10 protein-coding genes, 21 tRNA genes and 3 rRNA genes are annotated in these 19,538 nt (G+C 47.0%); 32 read left to right on the top strand and 2 right to left on the bottom strand.

Annotated features, from left to right (window positions below):
* The first annotated feature begins 152 nt into the window (after positions 1-152).
* The 29 genes from MHI44_RS06210 to glgP all read left to right on the top strand — a co-directional run bounded on the left by MHI44_RS06210 (position 153) and on the right by glgP (position 15,059).
* Positions 153-1,702 (top strand): 16S ribosomal RNA (locus MHI44_RS06210).
* Positions 1,703-1,872: 170 nt separating this feature from the next.
* Positions 1,873-4,800, top strand: a 23S ribosomal RNA gene (locus MHI44_RS06205).
* Positions 4,801-4,855: 55 nt separating this feature from the next.
* Positions 4,856-4,971: ribosomal RNA gene (gene rrf, locus MHI44_RS06200) — 5S ribosomal RNA — on the top strand.
* Together the 16S, 23S and 5S rRNA genes with 21 tRNA genes alongside form the textbook arrangement of a ribosomal RNA operon.
* Before the next feature lie 22 nt (positions 4,972-4,993).
* A tRNA-Val gene (locus MHI44_RS06195) sits at positions 4,994-5,069 on the top strand.
* A gap of 32 nt (positions 5,070-5,101) precedes the next feature.
* Positions 5,102-5,177 (top strand) — tRNA-Thr (locus MHI44_RS06190).
* Between the two features lie 37 nt (positions 5,178-5,214).
* Positions 5,215-5,290, top strand: a tRNA-Lys gene (locus tag MHI44_RS06185).
* A gap of 10 nt (positions 5,291-5,300) precedes the next feature.
* Positions 5,301-5,387, top strand: a tRNA-Leu gene (locus MHI44_RS06180).
* Between the two features lie 5 nt (positions 5,388-5,392).
* Positions 5,393-5,467: transfer RNA gene (locus tag MHI44_RS06175), tRNA-Gly, on the top strand.
* Positions 5,468-5,481: 14 nt separating this feature from the next.
* Positions 5,482-5,567: transfer RNA gene (locus MHI44_RS06170), tRNA-Leu, on the top strand.
* A gap of 9 nt (positions 5,568-5,576) precedes the next feature.
* Positions 5,577-5,653, top strand: a tRNA-Arg gene (locus MHI44_RS06165).
* Between the two features lie 15 nt (positions 5,654-5,668).
* Positions 5,669-5,745 (top strand) — tRNA-Pro (locus MHI44_RS06160).
* A 5-nt stretch (positions 5,746-5,750) separates the two neighbouring features.
* A tRNA-Ala gene (locus MHI44_RS06155) sits at positions 5,751-5,823 on the top strand.
* Between the two features lie 20 nt (positions 5,824-5,843).
* Positions 5,844-5,920 (top strand) — tRNA-Met (locus MHI44_RS06150).
* A 2-nt stretch (positions 5,921-5,922) separates the two neighbouring features.
* Positions 5,923-5,999, top strand: a tRNA-Ile gene (locus MHI44_RS06145).
* Between the two features lie 6 nt (positions 6,000-6,005).
* Positions 6,006-6,098 (top strand) — tRNA-Ser (locus tag MHI44_RS06140).
* 17 nt (positions 6,099-6,115) lie between these two features.
* A tRNA-Met gene (locus MHI44_RS06135) sits at positions 6,116-6,192 on the top strand.
* An 11-nt stretch (positions 6,193-6,203) separates the two neighbouring features.
* Positions 6,204-6,280: transfer RNA gene (locus MHI44_RS06130), tRNA-Asp, on the top strand.
* A gap of 12 nt (positions 6,281-6,292) precedes the next feature.
* Positions 6,293-6,368 (top strand) — tRNA-Phe (locus MHI44_RS06125).
* Positions 6,369-6,385: 17 nt separating this feature from the next.
* A tRNA-His gene (locus MHI44_RS06120) sits at positions 6,386-6,461 on the top strand.
* A 10-nt stretch (positions 6,462-6,471) separates the two neighbouring features.
* A tRNA-Gly gene (locus MHI44_RS06115) sits at positions 6,472-6,545 on the top strand.
* Positions 6,546-6,560: 15 nt separating this feature from the next.
* Positions 6,561-6,637 (top strand) — tRNA-Ile (locus tag MHI44_RS06110).
* Between the two features lie 12 nt (positions 6,638-6,649).
* A tRNA-Asn gene (locus MHI44_RS06105) sits at positions 6,650-6,724 on the top strand.
* A 3-nt stretch (positions 6,725-6,727) separates the two neighbouring features.
* Positions 6,728-6,818 (top strand) — tRNA-Ser (locus MHI44_RS06100).
* A gap of 25 nt (positions 6,819-6,843) precedes the next feature.
* Positions 6,844-6,915, top strand: a tRNA-Glu gene (locus MHI44_RS06095).
* Between the two features lie 232 nt (positions 6,916-7,147).
* Positions 7,148-9,031, top strand: coding sequence for a 1,4-alpha-glucan branching enzyme (glgB, locus tag MHI44_RS06090; protein WP_339203127.1), 1,884 nt, complete (start codon positions 7,148-7,150; stop codon positions 9,029-9,031).
* A complete protein-coding gene (locus MHI44_RS06085; protein ID WP_003229018.1) occupies positions 9,028-10,170 on the top strand; it encodes a glucose-1-phosphate adenylyltransferase in 1,143 nt (380 codons plus the stop codon). The genes glgB and MHI44_RS06085 overlap by 4 nt, the downstream gene beginning before the upstream one ends.
* 23 nt (positions 10,171-10,193) lie before the next feature.
* Complete coding sequence (glgD, locus tag MHI44_RS06080) at positions 10,194-11,225, top strand: glucose-1-phosphate adenylyltransferase subunit GlgD (RefSeq protein ID WP_339203125.1); 1,032 nt, start codon at positions 10,194-10,196, stop codon at positions 11,223-11,225.
* Positions 11,222-12,676, top strand: a complete 1,455-nt coding sequence (glgA, locus tag MHI44_RS06075; RefSeq protein WP_161476762.1) for a glycogen synthase GlgA — start codon at positions 11,222-11,224, stop codon at positions 12,674-12,676. The genes glgD and glgA overlap by 4 nt, the downstream gene beginning before the upstream one ends.
* Positions 12,663-15,059, top strand: a complete 2,397-nt coding sequence (glgP, locus tag MHI44_RS06070; RefSeq protein WP_114523437.1) for a glycogen phosphorylase GlgP — start codon at positions 12,663-12,665, stop codon at positions 15,057-15,059. Before glgA ends, glgP begins: the two co-directional genes overlap by 14 nt.
* A 30-nt stretch (positions 15,060-15,089) precedes the next feature.
* Here glgP and MHI44_RS06065 read toward each other — a convergent pair whose 3' ends face one another.
* Together MHI44_RS06065 and cotI are read right to left on the bottom strand one after the other, a co-directional pair.
* Complete coding sequence (locus MHI44_RS06065) at positions 15,090-15,557, bottom strand: TspO/MBR family protein (RefSeq protein ID WP_339203121.1); 468 nt, start codon at positions 15,555-15,557, stop codon at positions 15,090-15,092.
* Between the two features lie 79 nt (positions 15,558-15,636).
* Positions 15,637-16,710 (bottom strand): spore coat kinase CotI, encoded by a 1,074-nt coding sequence (cotI, locus tag MHI44_RS06060; protein WP_339203119.1) that lies wholly within the window; start codon positions 16,708-16,710, stop codon positions 15,637-15,639.
* A gap of 189 nt (positions 16,711-16,899) precedes the next feature.
* Here cotI and cotSA point away from each other — a divergent pair, with 189 nt between their 5' ends.
* From cotSA to MHI44_RS06045, 3 genes are read left to right on the top strand one after another with little or no spacing between them, the layout of a single operon-like run.
* Positions 16,900-18,033, top strand: a complete 1,134-nt coding sequence (cotSA, locus tag MHI44_RS06055) for a spore coat protein CotSA (protein ID WP_003229028.1) — start codon at positions 16,900-16,902, stop codon at positions 18,031-18,033.
* 14 nt (positions 18,034-18,047) lie between these two features.
* Entirely contained in the window at positions 18,048-19,103 is a 1,056-nt protein-coding gene (gene cotS / locus MHI44_RS06050) for a spore coat putative kinase CotS (protein ID WP_003229031.1), read from the top strand.
* A gap of 1 nt (position 19,104) precedes the next feature.
* Positions 19,105-19,536, top strand: a complete 432-nt coding sequence (locus MHI44_RS06045; protein ID WP_339203117.1) for a hypothetical protein — start codon at positions 19,105-19,107, stop codon at positions 19,534-19,536.
* The last annotated feature ends 2 nt before the right edge of the window (positions 19,537-19,538 follow it).

Raw genomic sequence — 19,538 nt, 5'->3', positions numbered from 1 at the left:
GATCTTTGAAAACTAAACAAGACAAAACGTACCTGTTAATTCAGTTTTTAAAAATCGCACAGCGATGTGCGTAGTCAGTCAAACTAGGGCCTGCACGACGCAGGTCACACAGGTGTCGCCGCAGGATGCGGTGAACTTAACCTGTGATCCATTTATCGGAGAGTTTGATCCTGGCTCAGGACGAACGCTGGCGGCGTGCCTAATACATGCAAGTCGAGCGGACAGATGGGAGCTTGCTCCCTGATGTTAGCGGCGGACGGGTGAGTAACACGTGGGTAACCTGCCTGTAAGACTGGGATAACTCCGGGAAACCGGGGCTAATACCGGATGGTTGTTTGAACCGCATGGTTCAAACATAAAAGGTGGCTTCGGCTACCACTTACAGATGGACCCGCGGCGCATTAGCTAGTTGGTGAGGTAACGGCTCACCAAGGCAACGATGCGTAGCCGACCTGAGAGGGTGATCGGCCACACTGGGACTGAGACACGGCCCAGACTCCTACGGGAGGCAGCAGTAGGGAATCTTCCGCAATGGACGAAAGTCTGACGGAGCAACGCCGCGTGAGTGATGAAGGTTTTCGGATCGTAAAGCTCTGTTGTTAGGGAAGAACAAGTACCGTTCGAATAGGGCGGTACCTTGACGGTACCTAACCAGAAAGCCACGGCTAACTACGTGCCAGCAGCCGCGGTAATACGTAGGTGGCAAGCGTTGTCCGGAATTATTGGGCGTAAAGGGCTCGCAGGCGGTTTCTTAAGTCTGATGTGAAAGCCCCCGGCTCAACCGGGGAGGGTCATTGGAAACTGGGGAACTTGAGTGCAGAAGAGGAGAGTGGAATTCCACGTGTAGCGGTGAAATGCGTAGAGATGTGGAGGAACACCAGTGGCGAAGGCGACTCTCTGGTCTGTAACTGACGCTGAGGAGCGAAAGCGTGGGGAGCGAACAGGATTAGATACCCTGGTAGTCCACGCCGTAAACGATGAGTGCTAAGTGTTAGGGGGTTTCCGCCCCTTAGTGCTGCAGCTAACGCATTAAGCACTCCGCCTGGGGAGTACGGTCGCAAGACTGAAACTCAAAGGAATTGACGGGGGCCCGCACAAGCGGTGGAGCATGTGGTTTAATTCGAAGCAACGCGAAGAACCTTACCAGGTCTTGACATCCTCTGACAATCCTAGAGATAGGACGTCCCCTTCGGGGGCAGAGTGACAGGTGGTGCATGGTTGTCGTCAGCTCGTGTCGTGAGATGTTGGGTTAAGTCCCGCAACGAGCGCAACCCTTGATCTTAGTTGCCAGCATTCAGTTGGGCACTCTAAGGTGACTGCCGGTGACAAACCGGAGGAAGGTGGGGATGACGTCAAATCATCATGCCCCTTATGACCTGGGCTACACACGTGCTACAATGGACAGAACAAAGGGCAGCGAAACCGCGAGGTTAAGCCAATCCCACAAATCTGTTCTCAGTTCGGATCGCAGTCTGCAACTCGACTGCGTGAAGCTGGAATCGCTAGTAATCGCGGATCAGCATGCCGCGGTGAATACGTTCCCGGGCCTTGTACACACCGCCCGTCACACCACGAGAGTTTGTAACACCCGAAGTCGGTGAGGTAACCTTTTAGGAGCCAGCCGCCGAAGGTGGGACAGATGATTGGGGTGAAGTCGTAACAAGGTAGCCGTATCGGAAGGTGCGGCTGGATCACCTCCTTTCTAAGGATATTATACGGAATATAAGACCTTGGGTCTTATAAACAGAACGTTCCCTGTCTTGTTTAGTTTTGAAGGATCATTCCTTCGAAACGTGTTCTTTGAAAACTAGATAACAGTAGACATCACATTCAATTAGTAATACAAGATATCACATAGTGATTCTTTTTAACGGTTAAGTTAGAAAGGGCGCACGGTGGATGCCTTGGCACTAGGAGCCGATGAAGGACGGGACGAACACCGATATGCTTCGGGGAGCTGTAAGCAAGCTTTGATCCGGAGATTTCCGAATGGGGAAACCCACCACTCGTAATGGAGTGGTATCCATATCTGAATTCATAGGATATGAGAAGGCAGACCCGGGGAACTGAAACATCTAAGTACCCGGAGGAAGAGAAAGCAAATGCGATTCCCTGAGTAGCGGCGAGCGAAACGGGATTAGCCCAAACCAAGAGGCTTGCCTCTTGGGGTTGTAGGACACTCTGTACGGAGTTACAAAGGAACGAGGTAGATGAAGAGGTCTGGAAAGGCCCGCCATAGGAGGTAACAGCCCTGTAGTCAAAACTTCGTTCTCTCCTGAGTGGATCCTGAGTACGGCGGAACACGTGAAATTCCGTCGGAATCCGGGAGGACCATCTCCCAAGGCTAAATACTCCCTAGTGACCGATAGTGAACCAGTACCGTGAGGGAAAGGTGAAAAGCACCCCGGAAGGGGAGTGAAAGAGATCCTGAAACCGTGTGCCTACAAGTAGTCAGAGCCCGTTAACGGGTGATGGCGTGCCTTTTGTAGAATGAACCGGCGAGTTACGATCCCGTGCAAGGTTAAGCAGAAGATGCGGAGCCGCAGCGAAAGCGAGTCTGAATAGGGCGCATGAGTACGTGGTCGTAGACCCGAAACCAGGTGATCTACCCATGTCCAGGGTGAAGTTCAGGTAACACTGAATGGAGGCCCGAACCCACGCACGTTGAAAAGTGCGGGGATGAGGTGTGGGTAGGGGTGAAATGCCAATCGAACCTGGAGATAGCTGGTTCTCTCCGAAATAGCTTTAGGGCTAGCCTCAAGGTAAGAGTCTTGGAGGTAGAGCACTGATTGGACTAGGGGCCCCTACCGGGTTACCGAATTCAGTCAAACTCCGAATGCCAATGACTTATCCTTGGGAGTCAGACTGCGAGTGATAAGATCCGTAGTCGAAAGGGAAACAGCCCAGACCGCCAGCTAAGGTCCCAAAGTATACGTTAAGTGGAAAAGGATGTGGAGTTGCTTAGACAACCAGGATGTTGGCTTAGAAGCAGCCACCATTTAAAGAGTGCGTAATAGCTCACTGGTCGAGTGACTCTGCGCCGAAAATGTACCGGGGCTAAACGTATCACCGAAGCTGCGGACTGTTCTTCGAACAGTGGTAGGAGAGCGTTCTAAGGGCTGTGAAGCCAGACCGGAAGGACTGGTGGAGCGCTTAGAAGTGAGAATGCCGGTATGAGTAGCGAAAGAGGGGTGAGAATCCCCTCCACCGAATGCCTAAGGTTTCCTGAGGAAGGCTCGTCCGCTCAGGGTTAGTCGGGACCTAAGCCGAGGCCGAAAGGCGTAGGCGATGGACAACAGGTTGATATTCCTGTACCACCTCCTCACCATTTGAGCAATGGGGGGACGCAGGAGGATAGGGTAAGCGCGGTATTGGATATCCGCGTCCAAGCAGTTAGGCTGGGAAATAGGCAAATCCGTTTCCCATAAGGCTGAGCTGTGATGGCGAGCGAAATATAGTAGCGAAGTTCCTGATTCCACACTGCCAAGAAAAGCCTCTAGCGAGGTGAGAGGTGCCCGTACCGCAAACCGACACAGGTAGGCGAGGAGAGAATCCTAAGGTGATCGAGAGAACTCTCGTTAAGGAACTCGGCAAAATGACCCCGTAACTTCGGGAGAAGGGGTGCTCTGTTAGGGTGCAAGCCCGAGAGAGCCGCAGTGAATAGGCCCAGGCGACTGTTTAGCAAAAACACAGGTCTCTGCGAAGCCGTAAGGCGAAGTATAGGGGCTGACGCCTGCCCGGTGCTGGAAGGTTAAGAGGAGCGCTTAGCGTAAGCGAAGGTGCGAATTGAAGCCCCAGTAAACGGCGGCCGTAACTATAACGGTCCTAAGGTAGCGAAATTCCTTGTCGGGTAAGTTCCGACCCGCACGAAAGGCGCAACGATCTGGGCACTGTCTCAACGAGAGACTCGGTGAAATTATAGTACCTGTGAAGATGCAGGTTACCCGCGACAGGACGGAAAGACCCCGTGGAGCTTTACTGCAGCCTGATATTGAATGTTGGTACAGCTTGTACAGGATAGGTAGGAGCCTTGGAAACCGGAGCGCCAGCTTCGGTGGAGGCATCGGTGGGATACTACCCTGGCTGTATTGACCTTCTAACCCGCCGCCCTTATCGGGCGGGGAGACAGTGTCAGGTGGGCAGTTTGACTGGGGCGGTCGCCTCCTAAAAGGTAACGGAGGCGCCCAAAGGTTCCCTCAGAATGGTTGGAAATCATTCGCAGAGTGTAAAGGCACAAGGGAGCTTGACTGCGAGACCTACAAGTCGAGCAGGGACGAAAGTCGGGCTTAGTGATCCGGTGGTTCCGCATGGAAGGGCCATCGCTCAACGGATAAAAGCTACCCCGGGGATAACAGGCTTATCTCCCCCAAGAGTCCACATCGACGGGGAGGTTTGGCACCTCGATGTCGGCTCATCGCATCCTGGGGCTGTAGTCGGTCCCAAGGGTTGGGCTGTTCGCCCATTAAAGCGGTACGCGAGCTGGGTTCAGAACGTCGTGAGACAGTTCGGTCCCTATCCGTCGCGGGCGCAGGAAATTTGAGAGGAGCTGTCCTTAGTACGAGAGGACCGGGATGGACGCACCGCTGGTGTACCAGTTGTTCTGCCAAGGGCATCGCTGGGTAGCTATGTGCGGACGGGATAAGTGCTGAAAGCATCTAAGCATGAAGCCCCCCTCAAGATGAGATTTCCCATTCCGCAAGGAAGTAAGATCCCTGAAAGATGATCAGGTTGATAGGTCTGAGGTGGAAGTGTGGCGACACATGGAGCTGACAGATACTAATCGATCGAGGGCTTAACCATATTTTTGAATGATGTCACACCTGTTATCTAGTTTTGAGAGAATACTCTCAATTTGTTTGGTGGCGATAGCGAAGAGGTCACACCCGTTCCCATACCGAACACGGAAGTTAAGCTCTTCAGCGCCGATGGTAGTCGGGGGTTTCCCCCTGTGAGAGTAGGACGCCGCCAAGCAATTGCACGTTAGTGCAAGTATGGAGGATTAGCTCAGCTGGGAGAGCATCTGCCTTACAAGCAGAGGGTCGGCGGTTCGAGCCCGTCATCCTCCACCATTTTTCATTATACATATCGGTTTTACATATATGCCGGTGTAGCTCAATTGGTAGAGCAACTGACTTGTAATCAGTAGGTTGGGGGTTCAAGTCCTCTTGCCGGCACCACTTTTATATGATATAATATTCAAGTCTCTTGTAAGAAGAGCCATTAGCTCAGTTGGTAGAGCATCTGACTTTTAATCAGAGGGTCGAAGGTTCGAGTCCTTCATGGCTCACCATTTACATGTTGCGGATGTGGCGGAATTGGCAGACGCGCTAGAATCAGGCTCTAGTGTCTTTACAGACGTGGGGGTTCAAGTCCCTTCATCCGCACCATTTCTGCGGAAGTAGTTCAGTGGTAGAACACCACCTTGCCAAGGTGGGGGTCGCGGGTTCGAATCCCGTCTTCCGCTCCAACTATACCATCCACGCCGGGGTGGTGGAATTGGCAGACACACAGGACTTAAAATCCTGCGGTAGGTGACTACCGTGCCGGTTCAAGTCCGGCCCTCGGCATTAAGTTTTGCGCCCGTAGCTCAATTGGATAGAGCGTTTGACTACGGATCAAAAGGTTAGGGGTTCGACTCCTCTCGGGCGCGCCATGATCTATATGAAATCGGGAAGTAGCTCAGCTTGGTAGAGCACATGGTTTGGGACCATGGGGTCGCAGGTTCGAATCCTGTCTTCCCGACCATTCTTGGGGCCTTAGCTCAGCTGGGAGAGCGCCTGCTTTGCACGCAGGAGGTCAGCGGTTCGATCCCGCTAGGCTCCACTTGATTTCTAAAAATATTTGGCGGTGTAGCTCAGCTGGCTAGAGCGTACGGTTCATACCCGTGAGGTCGGGGGTTCGATCCCCTCCGCCGCTACCAATGGACCTTTAGCTCAGTTGGTTAGAGCAGACGGCTCATAACCGTCCGGTCGTAGGTTCGAGTCCTACAAGGTCCACCACTATACGGAGGAATACCCAAGTCTGGCTGAAGGGATCGGTCTTGAAAACCGACAGGGGTGTCAAAGCCCGCGGGGGTTCGAATCCCTCTTCCTCCGCCATACATATTCCTAATCATCGCGGGGTGGAGCAGTTCGGTAGCTCGTCGGGCTCATAACCCGAAGGTCGCAGGTTCAAATCCTGCCCCCGCAACCAAATTTTAAAATGGTCCGGTAGTTCAGTTGGTTAGAATGCCTGCCTGTCACGCAGGAGGTCGCGGGTTCGAGTCCCGTCCGGACCGCCATTTAATTACTTAGGCTCGGTAGCTCAGTTGGTAGAGCAACGGACTGAAAATCCGTGTGTCGGCGGTTCGATTCCGTCCCGAGCCACCATTTATCAATATATTTTGGCGGTTGTGGCGAAGTGGTTAACGCACCAGATTGTGGCTCTGGCATTCGTGGGTTCGATTCCCATCAATCGCCCCAAATAAAAATTGCGGGTGTAGTTTAGTGGTAAAACCTCAGCCTTCCAAGCTGATGTCGTGGGTTCGATTCCCATCACCCGCTCCATTTCTATATCGTCATGGGCCTGTAGCTCAGCTGGTTAGAGCGCACGCCTGATAAGCGTGAGGTCGATGGTTCGAGTCCATTCAGGCCCACCATGACTTTTGTATTCCACAGTAGCTCAGTGGTAGAGCTATCGGCTGTTAACCGATCGGTCGCAGGTTCGAATCCTGCCTGTGGAGCCAAATGGAGAAGTACTCAAGTGGCTGAAGAGGCGCCCCTGCTAAGGGTGTAGGTCGTGTAAGCGGCGCGAGGGTTCAAATCCCTCCTTCTCCGCCATATGATTACAGATATCATAATTATCGGCCCGTTGGTCAAGCGGTTAAGACACCGCCCTTTCACGGCGGTAACACGGGTTCGAATCCCGTACGGGTCATCCAGAAGCCTTGCATATCCTGCAAGGTTTTTTTGTTTTTATAAATCATGATATGTCTTAGATTTTGTTCTTTATTTTAAAAACAGACTACAAAAATCTCCATATATTTCGTTTTTCTTCAGAAAATGAAGTTAATTGTCTATAAGTATAAGCGCTTTCAGCAAAGGGCTTTTTTTTATTTCTTCGAATAAATACTATAAATGAAAACTATGATGTCAGAAAGGATGATTACATGGCCGCTGCCAGCCCGACAGCACATGATGTTTATCTTTTTCACGAAGGCAGTCTGTTTAAAAGCTATCAGCTGTTTGGCTCGCATTACCGCGAGCTGAATGGCAAAAGCGGATATGAATTCTGTGTGTGGGCGCCTCATGCGTCGGAAGTACGAGTGGCTGGAGATTTTAACAGCTGGTCTGGAGAAGAGCATGTGATGCACAGAGTGAATGATAATGGTATTTGGACGTTATTTATTCCAGGTATAGGAGAAAAGGAACGATATAAATATGAAATCGTGACGAATAACGGTGAGATCAGGCTGAAGGCAGATCCATACGCTATTTATTCAGAAGTCAGACCAAACACAGCGTCACTTACTTACAATTTGGAAGGGTACAGCTGGCAAGATCAAAAATGGCAAAATAAACAGAAGGCTAAGACGCTGTATGAAAAACCTGTTTTCATTTATGAACTGCATCTTGGGTCTTGGAAGAAACATTCTGATGGCAGGCATTATTCCTATAAAGAAATAAGTCAGACGCTTATCCCTTATATCAAGGAGCATGGGTTTACCCATATTGAACTGCTTCCGGTGTATGAGCATCCATATGATCGTTCATGGGGGTACCAAGGAACGGGGTATTACAGCCCGACAAGCAGGTTTGGCACGCCGCATGATCTGATGAAGTTTGTTGATGAATGTCATCAACAAAATATCGGAGTCATTTTGGATTGGGTCCCCGGACATTTTTGTAAAGATGCACATGGCCTTTATATGTTTGATGGAGAACCGCTTTATGAATACAAAGAAGAACGTGATCGGGAGAACTGGTTATGGGGCACGGCAAACTTTGACCTGGGAAAACCGGAAGTTCATAGTTTTTTAATTTCGAATGCGTTGTACTGGGCGGAATTCTATCATATAGATGGATTTAGGGTTGATGCAGTGGCTAATATCCTGTATTGGCCAAATCAGGATGAACGCCACACGAATCCATATGCTGTTGATTTTTTAAAAAAACTCAATCAAACCATGAGAGAGACATATCCCCATGTGATGATGATTGCAGAAGATTCTACAGAATGGCCTCAAGTGACAGGTGCCGTTGAGGAAGGGGGGCTTGGTTTTCATTATAAATGGAATATGGGATGGATGAATGACGTACTGAAATACATGGAGACGCCGCCCGAAGAAAGGCGGCATTGTCATCAGCTTATCTCTTTTTCATTACTATATGCGTTTAGTGAACATTTTGTATTGCCGTTTTCTCATGATGAAGTCGTATACGGAAAAAAATCACTTCTCAATAAAATGCCTGGCGACTACTGGCAGAAATTTGCCCAGTATCGGCTTTTGCTGGGCTATATGACAGTGCATCCCGGAAAGAAATTGATCTTTATGGGATCAGAGTTTGCCCAATTTGATGAATGGAAAGATACAGAACAGCTTGATTGGTTTTTGGACTCCTTCCCCATGCATCAGAAAGCCAGCGTTTTTACGCAAGATCTTCTCCGCTTTTACCAAAAAAGCAAAATCCTTTATGAGCATGACCATCGTGCACAATCGTTTGAATGGATTGATGTCCATAATGACGAACAATCAATCTTTTCTTTTATTCGTTATGGCAAAAAGCACGGTGAGGCGCTTGTCATCATTTGTAATTTTACACCCGTGGTCTATCATCAATATGATGTTGGAGTTCCTTTTTTTACTCAATACATTGAAGTGCTTAACAGTGACAGTGAAACATATGGAGGCTCAGGGCAAATCAACAAAAAGCCATTATCGGCCAAAAAGGGAGCACTTCATCATAAACCGTGTTATATCACGATGACCATCCCCCCTTACGGCATCTCGATTTTACGGGCGGTTAAAAAAAGAGGAGAGATAAAAAGATGAAAAAACAATGTGTAGCCATGCTCCTTGCCGGCGGGAAGGGCAGCCGTCTCAGCGGATTAACAAAAAATATGGCCAAACCGGCTGTATCTTTCGGGGGAAAATACAGGATTATTGATTTTACCCTAAGCAACTGTTCTAATTCAGGCATAGACACAGTCGGGATTTTAACGCAATATCAGCCGCTTGAGCTGAATTCCTATATTGGGATCGGCAGTGCATGGGACCTGGATAGATATAATGGCGGCGTGACGGTTTTACCCCCTTATGCCGAGTCATCAGAAGTCAAATGGTATAAAGGGACGGCAAGCGCCATTTATGAAAATCTCAATTATTTGAATCAGTATGATCCTGAGTATGTACTGATTTTATCAGGAGATCACATATACAAAATGGACTACGGCAAAATGCTTGATTATCACATTGAAAAGAAAGCAGATGTGACCATCTCTGTCATCGAAGTGGGCTGGGAGGAAGCAAGCCGGTTCGGCATCATGAAGGCCAATCCAGATGGGACGATCACACATTTTGATGAAAAGCCCAAATTCCCTAAGAGCAATCTTGCCTCAATGGGAATTTATATATTCAATTGGCCGCTTTTAAAACAGTATCTTGAGATGGACGATCAAAACCCTTATTCTAGCCACGACTTCGGCAAAGACATTATTCCACTGCTTTTGGAAGAGAAAAAGAAGCTTTCTGCTTATCCGTTCAAGGGATATTGGAAGGATGTCGGAACGGTGCAGAGCTTGTGGGAAGCCAATATGGATTTGTTAAAAGAGGACTCGGAGCTGAAGCTGTTTGAACGCAAATGGAAAATTTACTCCGTCAATCCAAATCAGCCTCCGCAATTTATTTCATCTGATGCGCAGGTTCAAGATTCGCTTGTGAACGAAGGTTGTGTTGTATATGGAAATGTGTCTCACTCCGTTCTTTTTCAAGGTGTGACTGTTGGTAAGCATACGACTGTTACATCATCCGTCATAATGCCGGATGTGACGATTGGGGAGCATGTAGTCATTGAAAATGCCATCGTTCCTAATGGGATGGTGCTGCCGGATGGCGCAGTGATTCGCTCCGAAAAAGACATTGAAGAGGTGCTGCTCGTTTCAGAGGAATTTGTAGAAAAAGAATTGATTTAATTACTGAAGAGGGGGCAGAGTCAGTGTTCAATAATCAAATGTTAGGTGTTATAGATGAAACCACATATAAGCATTCTCTTCAGGATTTAACAGCACAGCGGTCGCTCGGGGCGATCCCTTTTGCCGGCAGGTACCGACTGATTGATTTTATGCTTTCCAACATGGTGAATGCGGATATTAGGAGTGTTGCAATTTTTCCGAAGTATCGTTACCGTTCGCTCATGGATCACCTTGGGGCGGGTAAGGAATGGGATTTGCACCGGAAAAAGGACGGCCTCTTTTTTTTCCCGTCTCCCCATCTTCATCACGAATACGATGAATTCGGTTCCTTTCGCCAGTTTTCGGACCATCTAGATTACTTCCACAGAAGCACTCAGCAATATGCTGTAATCTCCAACAGCCATACCGTATGCAACATTCAATTTCAATATGTGCTGAAACGCCATCAGGAGGTTGGCTGCGACGTCACCGAGGTATTTCAGGACGGCCAGTCGCTGCAAATCTATATCATGTCAACAACGCTTTTAAAGGATCTGATCTACGGACATAGCGAAAAAGGCTATAAAACCATTCAGGAGGCTGTTGAAAAGGAATCTTCCGCCCTGACCATTTGCCCTTATGAATATTCAGGTTATGCCGCTGTCATTGATTCGGTGGAAAAATATTATACCCACAGTATGGAGCTCATTCAGCCTCGTTTTTGGCAGCAGGTGTTTTTGCCGCAGCAGCCTATCTATACAAAAGTGAAGGATGAGCCGCCTACGAAATACGGAAAGCACAGCACTGTCAAAAATTCTTTGGTGGCAAACGGCTGTGTGCTTGATGGAGAGGTTGAAAACTGCATTTTGTTCAGGGCGGTCCATGTCGGAAAGGGTACGAAGCTGAAAAACTGTATTATTATGCAAAAAACGCAGATTGGCGAGGATTGTCTTCTTGAGCAGGTCATTTCGGATAAGGACGTTAAAATCGGCAAGGCGACGGAAGCTGTAGGAACAGCTGAGCAGCCGCTTGTATTAAGAAAAGGTTTGGTGCAAGGAGAGCTGATGAATTCTTGAAGATATTATTTGCTGTGTCAGAATGCACCCCATTTGTGAAATCAGGAGGTCTTGCCGATGTAGCAGGTGCTCTGCCAAAGGCGCTTGCGCGATTAGGCAATGAGGTAGCTGTGATGCTGCCGAAGTACAGCCAAATACCTGAACCGTGGAAAAAGCGTATGAAAAAACAGGCTGAGTGTACCGTAGCTGTCGGCTGGCGGCAGCAATATTGCGGAATTGAACATATGGCAGAGAATGATGTGAATTATTACTTCATCGACAATGAGTACTATTTCAACAGGGATTCGTTGTACGGGCATTATGATGACGGTGAGCGGTTTGCCTTTTTTTCAAGAGCTGTGCTGGAGGCTGCCAAAGTTGTGAATGTTCAAGCCGATATTGTTCATACTCACGATTGGCATACAGCGATGGTCAATTATTTGCTGAAAGAGGAGTACAGAAAACATCCTTTTTATGAACGGATGAAAAGCGTGCTCACGATCCACAACCTGCAGTTTCAAGGCATATTCCCTCCTGATGTCACACATGACTTGCTGGGTCTTGAGATGGATCATTTTCATTATGAAAGGTTAGAATGCAACGGATTTGTTAATTTTATGAAGGCGGGCATCATTGCGGCTGATCATGTGACAACTGTGAGTCCCACTTACAGAAATGAAATATTGACGCCGTATTATGGTGAGCAGCTGGAGCAGGTTTTGCAATATAGGGAAAATGATGTAACCGGCATATTAAATGGCATTGATGATACGTTCTATCAGCCGAAAAGCGACCCTTATATAGAGGCGCAATACGATTCAGGGGATCTTGCATGCAAGCTGGAAAACAAAACGAAGCTTCAGCGGCGGATGGGGCTTCCAGAGAAAAACGATATTCCGCTGATCAGTATGGTGACAAGGCTCACTAAACAAAAGGGGCTTGATCTTGTCCGCAGAATTATGCACGAACTTCTTGAGGAGCAAGACATACAGCTGGTTGTGCTGGGCACAGGAGAACGTGAATTTGAAGATTATTTCCGGTATGCAGAATTTGCTTTTCATGAGAAGTGCCGGGCTTATATCGGGTTTGATGAGCCACTAGCCCATCAAATTTATGCGGGCTCTGATATGTTTTTGATGCCGTCGAAATTTGAGCCGTGCGGTTTGGGGCAGCTCATTGCTCTTCAATATGGCGCCATTCCGATTGTCAGGGAAACGGGCGGTCTTTACGACACTGTCCGTGCCTATCAGGAGGAAGAGGGAACGGGCAATGGCTTTACGTTTTCCGCCTTTAATGCGCATGATCTGAAATTTACGATTGAACGAGCGCTGTTGTTTTATCGCCAACAGGATGTATGGAAGAGCATCGTGAAGACCGCAATGAATGCAGATTACAGCTGGGGGAAGTCGGCTAAAGAGTATCAGCGTATTTTTGAGCAGGTGACAAGGAGTGGACGGGATGTTCTCGAGTAAAGAACGCTTTGCAGACTTATTTTTAAAGCGTCTGGAAATGACGTGCGGAAAAAGCTTTAAAGATTCTGCCAAGCTGGATCAATATAAAACGTTGGGCAATATGGTCAGAGAGTATATCAGCGCTGATTGGATCGAGACGAATGAAAAAAGCAGATCAAATTCCGGGAAGCAGACATATTATTTATCAATCGAATTTCTGCTCGGTCAGCTCCTTGAGCAAAACTTAATGAATCTTGGTGTTCGTGATGTTGTAGAAGCTGGTTTAAAGGAAATCGGCATCAATTTAGAGGAAATCCTTCAGATAGAGAACGATGCAGGTCTCGGCAATGGCGGGCTTGGCCGCTTGGCCGCTTGCTTTTTAGATTCTCTTGCTTCGTTGAACCTGCCTGGGCACGGCATGGGCATACGCTATAAGCATGGTTTGTTTGAGCAAAAAATTGTAGACGGGCATCAGGTGGAGCTGCCTGAGCAATGGCTGAAAAACGGGAACGTATGGGAAGTAAGGAATGCGGATCAAGCAGTGGACGTGCCGTTTTGGGGCGAAGTCCATATGACAGAAAAAAGCGGGCGCCTGCATTTTCGCCACGAACAAGCGACAATTGTTACCGCTGTTCCTTATGATATCCCGATTATCGGCTATGAAACAGGCACTGTCAACACGTTAAGGCTTTGGAACGCTGAGCCCTATGCGCATTATCACGGCGGTAATATTTTGTCTTATAAGCGGGAAACAGAAGCGGTTTCTGAATTCTTATATCCCGATGACACCCATGATGAGGGGAAAATTTTACGGCTGAAGCAGCAGTATTTTTTAGTATGCGCAAGCTTAAAAAGCATTGTGAACAATTACCGAAAAACACATAAATCTTTATCCGGCCTGCATAAAAAAGTGAGCATTCATATTAATGACACTCACCCTGCGCTTGCGGTGCCTGAGCTGATGCGGATTTTGCTCGATGAAGAGAACATGGGCTGGGAAGAAGCTTGGCATATCACTGTACATACGATTTCTTATACAAATCATACAACATTGTCAGAAGCGCTCGAGAAATGGCCGATTCATTTGTTTAAGCCGCTGCTCCCGCGAATGTACATGATTATTGAAGAGATCAATGAGAGGTTTTGCCGCGCAGTTTGGGAAAAGTATCCGGGAGACTGGAAAAGGATAGAGGACATGGCGATTACAGCGCATGGTGTTGTCAAAATGGCTCATCTGGCCATAGTAGGCAGCTACAGTGTAAATGGCGTTGCAAAAATACATTCCGATATATTAATGGAAAGGGAGATGCGCGACTTTCACTTGCTGTTTCCGAATCGTTTTAACAATAAGACGAATGGAATTGCCCACAGGCGCTGGCTGTTAAAAGCGAATCCAGGCTTGTCTGCCATCATTACAGAGGCGATCGGCGATGAATGGGTCAAACAGCCGGAATCACTGATCCGTTTAGAACCGTACGCCACTGATCCTGCATTTATTGAACAGTTTCAAAACAACAAAAGCAAGAAAAAACAAGAGCTTGCCGATTTGATTTTTTGCACGGCCGGGGTGGTTGTGAACCCTGACAGCATATTCGACGTACAGGTGAAACGGCTTCATGCATATAAACGGCAGCTGCTGAATGTTCTTCACATTATGTATTTGTATAACCGCCTCAAGGAGGACGCCGGGTTTTCAATCTACCCGCAAACCTTTATTTTCGGGGCAAAGGCTTCACCAAGCTATTATTATGCCAAGAAAATCATTAAGCTGATCCATTCTGTCGCAGAAAAAGTCAATTATGATCCGGCAGTCAAACAGCTGATCAAAGTTGTTTTTTTAGAAAATTATAGAGTTTCTATGGCTGAGCGAATTTTTCCGGCATCAGACGTAAGTGAGCAAATTTCAACCGCAAGCAAGGAAGCGTCTGGTACAGGGAATATGAAGTTTATGATGAACGGGGCTTTGACGATCGGCACGCATGACGGCGCAAATATCGAGATCCTTGAGCGGGTGGGCCCTGATTGTATTTACACGTTCGGCTTAAAGGCGGATGAGGTTCTATCGTATCAGGAAAACGGCGGCTATAGATCGAGGGAATATTATCAGCATGACAGAAGAATCAGGCAGGTAGCGGATCAGTTGATCAATGGTTTTTTTGAAGGAGAGGCAGATGAATTTGAATCGATCTTTGACTCGCTGCTTCCGCATAATGATGAGTATTTTGTGCTGAAGGATTTCAGCTCATATGCAGATGCACAGGAGCGAATTCAAGCTGATTATCGGGAGCGAAGGAAATGGTCTGAGCGTTCGATTGTAAACATTGCTCATTCTGGATATTTCTCCAGCGACCGCACGATCCGGGAATATGCGAAGGACATTTGGGGCATCAAGCCGATGATGTGAAAAAGCCGCTGTATAAGCGGCTTTTTTTGTTCACAGATTCATTGAATTGATTGTAAAGGATAAGAACGTCGCAAATGCACTCCATAAAAAATAAGGCAAAAGAAGATAGCTTGCGGCTCTGCTGTATTTTTTGGCAATGATCAGTAATACGATTGCTGTGATGGCGACAAGCAGGCAGTCAAGCGATGCAGCCAGCAGATTTTTTTGCGTAAACTGGAAATAGCTGAAGGCTTGATTGAGCATGTAATTTATCAAAAGTGTAAACCAAAAGCTTTTCGCACCTTTAAATGAAAACGCAGCATATACAATGGCTGCTGAAAGGGAGATCAGGGCAAACAGGATGGCCCAAATGATGCCGATCGCAGTTCCGCTTGGCGTCCAGTCCGGTTTTTTCAATGAATTGTACCATTCTTGGTCCACAGGAAACAGGTAGCCTGCGGCTGAAAACAGCGCATATGTAATCACAAAAACGGCTAAAGCGCCGACAATCTTTTTCATATTTGCAACCTCCGCATGTATTTAATTACCCTTTATCTTATAAAGATCAAACCCCCGATATGCGGGGGAAATGATGGTCTTAAATAAGCTGCCGCAATGCGTTTGCTTTAATGCGTTCATATTCAAAAGCTGATTCTAATTCTTCCTTCGGTAAAGCAGACTTGCGGACGTATTTTTCGCGAATGACATCGTAAAGCTCGTAAGGAAACAGCATATCAATAAACATGACTTGTTTTTGTTCTTCAGTTAATGGGGCTTTGGATTCGTATGCGTTCAGCATGACATTAAATGTTTCTTCATCCCAAACGCCCGTCGTATCCAAAAGCGGAATAATCATTTTGCGCAAATCGCGAATAGGCAGATCAAATGAAACGGTATCTAAGTCAATGACCCAAATCTGTTCATTTTCCCCTAAGAGTGTATTTCCGGTTCCGTAATCCTGGTGGCAAAGGTTAGGGCTTTTTTTCAGCTGTTCAGTCCATGGAACATAGGTCGACTGCAAAAGCTGGTCTTTGATGCGCAGCCCGTCTTCAATAAAGCCATCTATCTCCTGAAGATAAAACTGTGAGAAAGGATCTTCTTTTTCCGCCTCCGCCATCAGCTTCCACGTTTCCATCTGTTTGCATCGTTTCGTGTAGTGATTCGGCCAGCGACCTAATTTGGTAAATACGGGAACGCCATTTGGCGGCTGATATCCGACGGAAGCTGTATGAAAATCAGCAAGGCCTTTCATGATAAACTCCAAGTCCTGCTTTACAGTCAGCTCAAACGGCCTTCCTTCGATCCAGTCATATACGACAAATAGAAATGAGCCGTGCTTGGAATATAGGCTGCCTTTTTTGTTTGGGAGTATGCCAGGAACATTCATGCCTTTTTTTGCTAAATAGTCCTGCGCGAAAATGGAAAACAACGCTTTCTTTTCTGGCCTGTGTATTCGTTTTAGACAAACCGCGCCGGAGTCTGTGTGGACCTTCCAGACAAGCGCCATCTGGTTTCCCTGAATGACGTCTATTTTTTCAGCCTGCACATCCCATCCTTGAAGCACATTTTCAGCCAGCTCCGTTAATTTTTTTGCATCTTCTGCTGATAAAGGAAGCTCTGATGAATTCCCCTCCTCAATGACTTCATGGTTTTCTGCCATTAAAGGACACATCCTTACCTGTTTTACTCCTACCTTATGAATCAAAAGGAAAAAATGATTGAGTTATTTGACTATATTTAATAGATGAATCTAGTTGTTTACCCGTTTTGTTTTTAGGGCAGTCCCATTCCGCACAAGTTGGTTGTTCAGCCGTATCATGATTCTAACTAGTTAAAAATCATGCAGGAATGGAGGCTATGTATGAAAATAGCACTGATCGCCACAGAGAAGCTTCCTGTCCCATCGGTTCGAGGAGGCGCCATTCAAATCTACCTAGAAGCGGTTGCCCCTTTAATTGCCAAAAAACATGAGGTGACTGTGTTTTCTATTAAAGATCCGAATCTCGCTGATAGAGAGAAGGTAGACGGTGTCCATTATGTGCATTTGGATGAAGACCGTTATGAAGAAGCCGTTGGAGCAGAGCTGAAAAAGAGCCGTTTTGATCTTGTGCATGTTTGTAATCGCCCAAGCTGGGTTCCGAAATTGAAGAAACAGGCGCCGGATGCTGTTTTTATTTTAAGCGTTCACAATGAAATGTTCGCTTACGATAAAATCAGCCAGGCGGAAGGCGAGATTTGCATCGACTCCGTAGCGCAGATTGTTACGGTCAGCGATTATATCGGACAGACGATCACAAGCCGTTTTCCGTCAGCACGATCAAAAACAAAAACGGTGTATTCTGGTGTGGATTTAAAAACGTACCACCCTCGCTGGACGAATGAAGGGCAGCGGGCTCGCGAAGAGATGCGTAGCGAGCTGGGGCTTCACGGCAAAAAAATCGTCTTGTTTGTCGGCCGGCTTAGCAAAGTCAAAGGCCCGCACATATTATTGCAAGCTTTGCCGGACATCATTGAGGAGCACCCCGATGTCATGATGGTGTTTATCGGGTCAAAATGGTTCGGAGATAATGAATTAAATAACTATGTCAAACATCTTCATACCCTTGGTGCGATGCAAAAGGATCATGTCACATTTATTCAATTTGTGAAGCCAAAGGACATTCCGCGCCTTTATACCATGTCAGATGTATTTGTATGCTCTTCGCAATGGCAGGAGCCTTTAGCAAGGGTGCATTATGAAGCGATGGCTGCGGGACTTCCTATTATTACAAGCAATCGGGGAGGCAATCCAGAGGTCATAGAGGAAGGGAAAAACGGCTACATCATTCATGACTTTGAAAATCCTAAACAATATGCCGAACGTATCAATGATTTGCTGAGCAGCTCGGAAAAGCGGGAACGGCTTGGGAAATACAGCCGCCGTGAGGCAGAAAGCAATTTTGGCTGGCAGAGGGTGGCTGAAAATCTGCTCAGCGTCTATGAAAAGAACAGATAGAAGGGGTGAACAGAGTGTACCAAAAAGAGCATGAAGAACAGATTGTGTCCGAAATTCTCAGTTATTATCCGTTTCATATCGACCATGTGGCGCTGAAATCGAACAAAAGTGGGCGCAAAATCTGGGAAGTCGAAACTGATCATGGCCCAAAGCTGCTAAAAGAAGCGCAAATGAAACCGGAGCGGATGCTTTTTATCACTCAGGCACACGCCCATTTACAAGAGAAAGGGCTGCCGATAGCGCCGATTCATCAAACAAAAAATGGCGGTAGCTGCTTGGGCACGGATCAGGTTTCTTACAGCTTATATGACAAAGTGACAGGAAAAGAAATGATTTACTATGATGCAGAGCAAATGAAAAAAGTCATGTCATTTGCCGGCCATTTTCATCATGCCTCAAAAGGATATGTTTGCACAGATGAAAGCAAGAAGAGAAGCAGGCTGGGAAAATGGCATAAATTGTACCGATGGAAGCTGCAGGAACTTGAAGGGAATATGCAGATCGCGGCATCCTATCCTGATGACGTATTTTCGCAAACTTTCTTAAAACATGCTGATAAAATGCTGGCAAGAGGAAAAGAAGCTCTCAGAGCGCTTGATGACTCAGAATACGAAACCTGGACAAAAGAGACGCTCGAGCATGGCGGATTCTGTTTTCAGGATTTTACATTGGCACGTTTGACAGAGATCGAAGGGGAGCCTTTTTTAAAGGAGCTTCACTCGATTACCTACGATTTGCCGTCAAGAGACCTTCGTATTCTGCTGAATAAAGTGATGGTTAAGCTTTCTGTATGGGATACTGATTTCATGGTTGCACTGCTTGCGGCCTACGACGCAGTGTATCCGCTCACAGAAAAACAGTACGAGGTACTTTGGATTGATCTCGCGTTTCCGCATTTGTTCTGTGCAATCGGGCACAAATATTATTTGAAGCAAAAGAAAACATGGTCAGATGAGAAGTATAACTGGGCGCTGCAAAACATGATTTCTGTTGAAGAATCTAAAGATTCGTTTTTGGATAAACTGCCGGAACTGTATAAAAAGATAAAAGCGTATCGGGAGGCGAATTGACATGAGGTCATCGAGACAAAAAGCCTCTATTTCTAAACTGGATCTCGACCAATTCGTATTTACACCGCCTGGACCGATGGGGTGGCAGGCTCATGACTCAATGTCAGCTGAGAAGGAAGAAGAGGAGAAGCATTTAGATGTGGGCAGCATTCGAGAGCTCCCTCACATCAATGCACCGAAAGAATATCAAAAAGAAACGAAGGAAAAGGAAACAGATCACAAAATCTTCGATGATGAAGAAGAAACAAAATTCGAAACCACTCTGGAGCCTGAGGAGGAGCGTGATTCGAAACGCTCAGCGCCCCCATATGAAGAAGAGGATGAAGATGAAGAACCAGACTTAGCTGAAGAAGCTAGAGTGGAAATCATCATTCTTCCAAGTGAATCTAAACCAGCTCCATGGTTTTCTCAAACCGTAAAGCGCAAGGCATAAAG

Source organism: Bacillus sp. FSL K6-1366 (assembly GCF_037976695.1).
GTDB classification, from domain to species: Bacteria; Bacillota; Bacilli; order Bacillales; family Bacillaceae; genus Bacillus; species Bacillus subtilis.
This window is presented reverse-complemented; position numbering and strand designations above follow the sequence as displayed.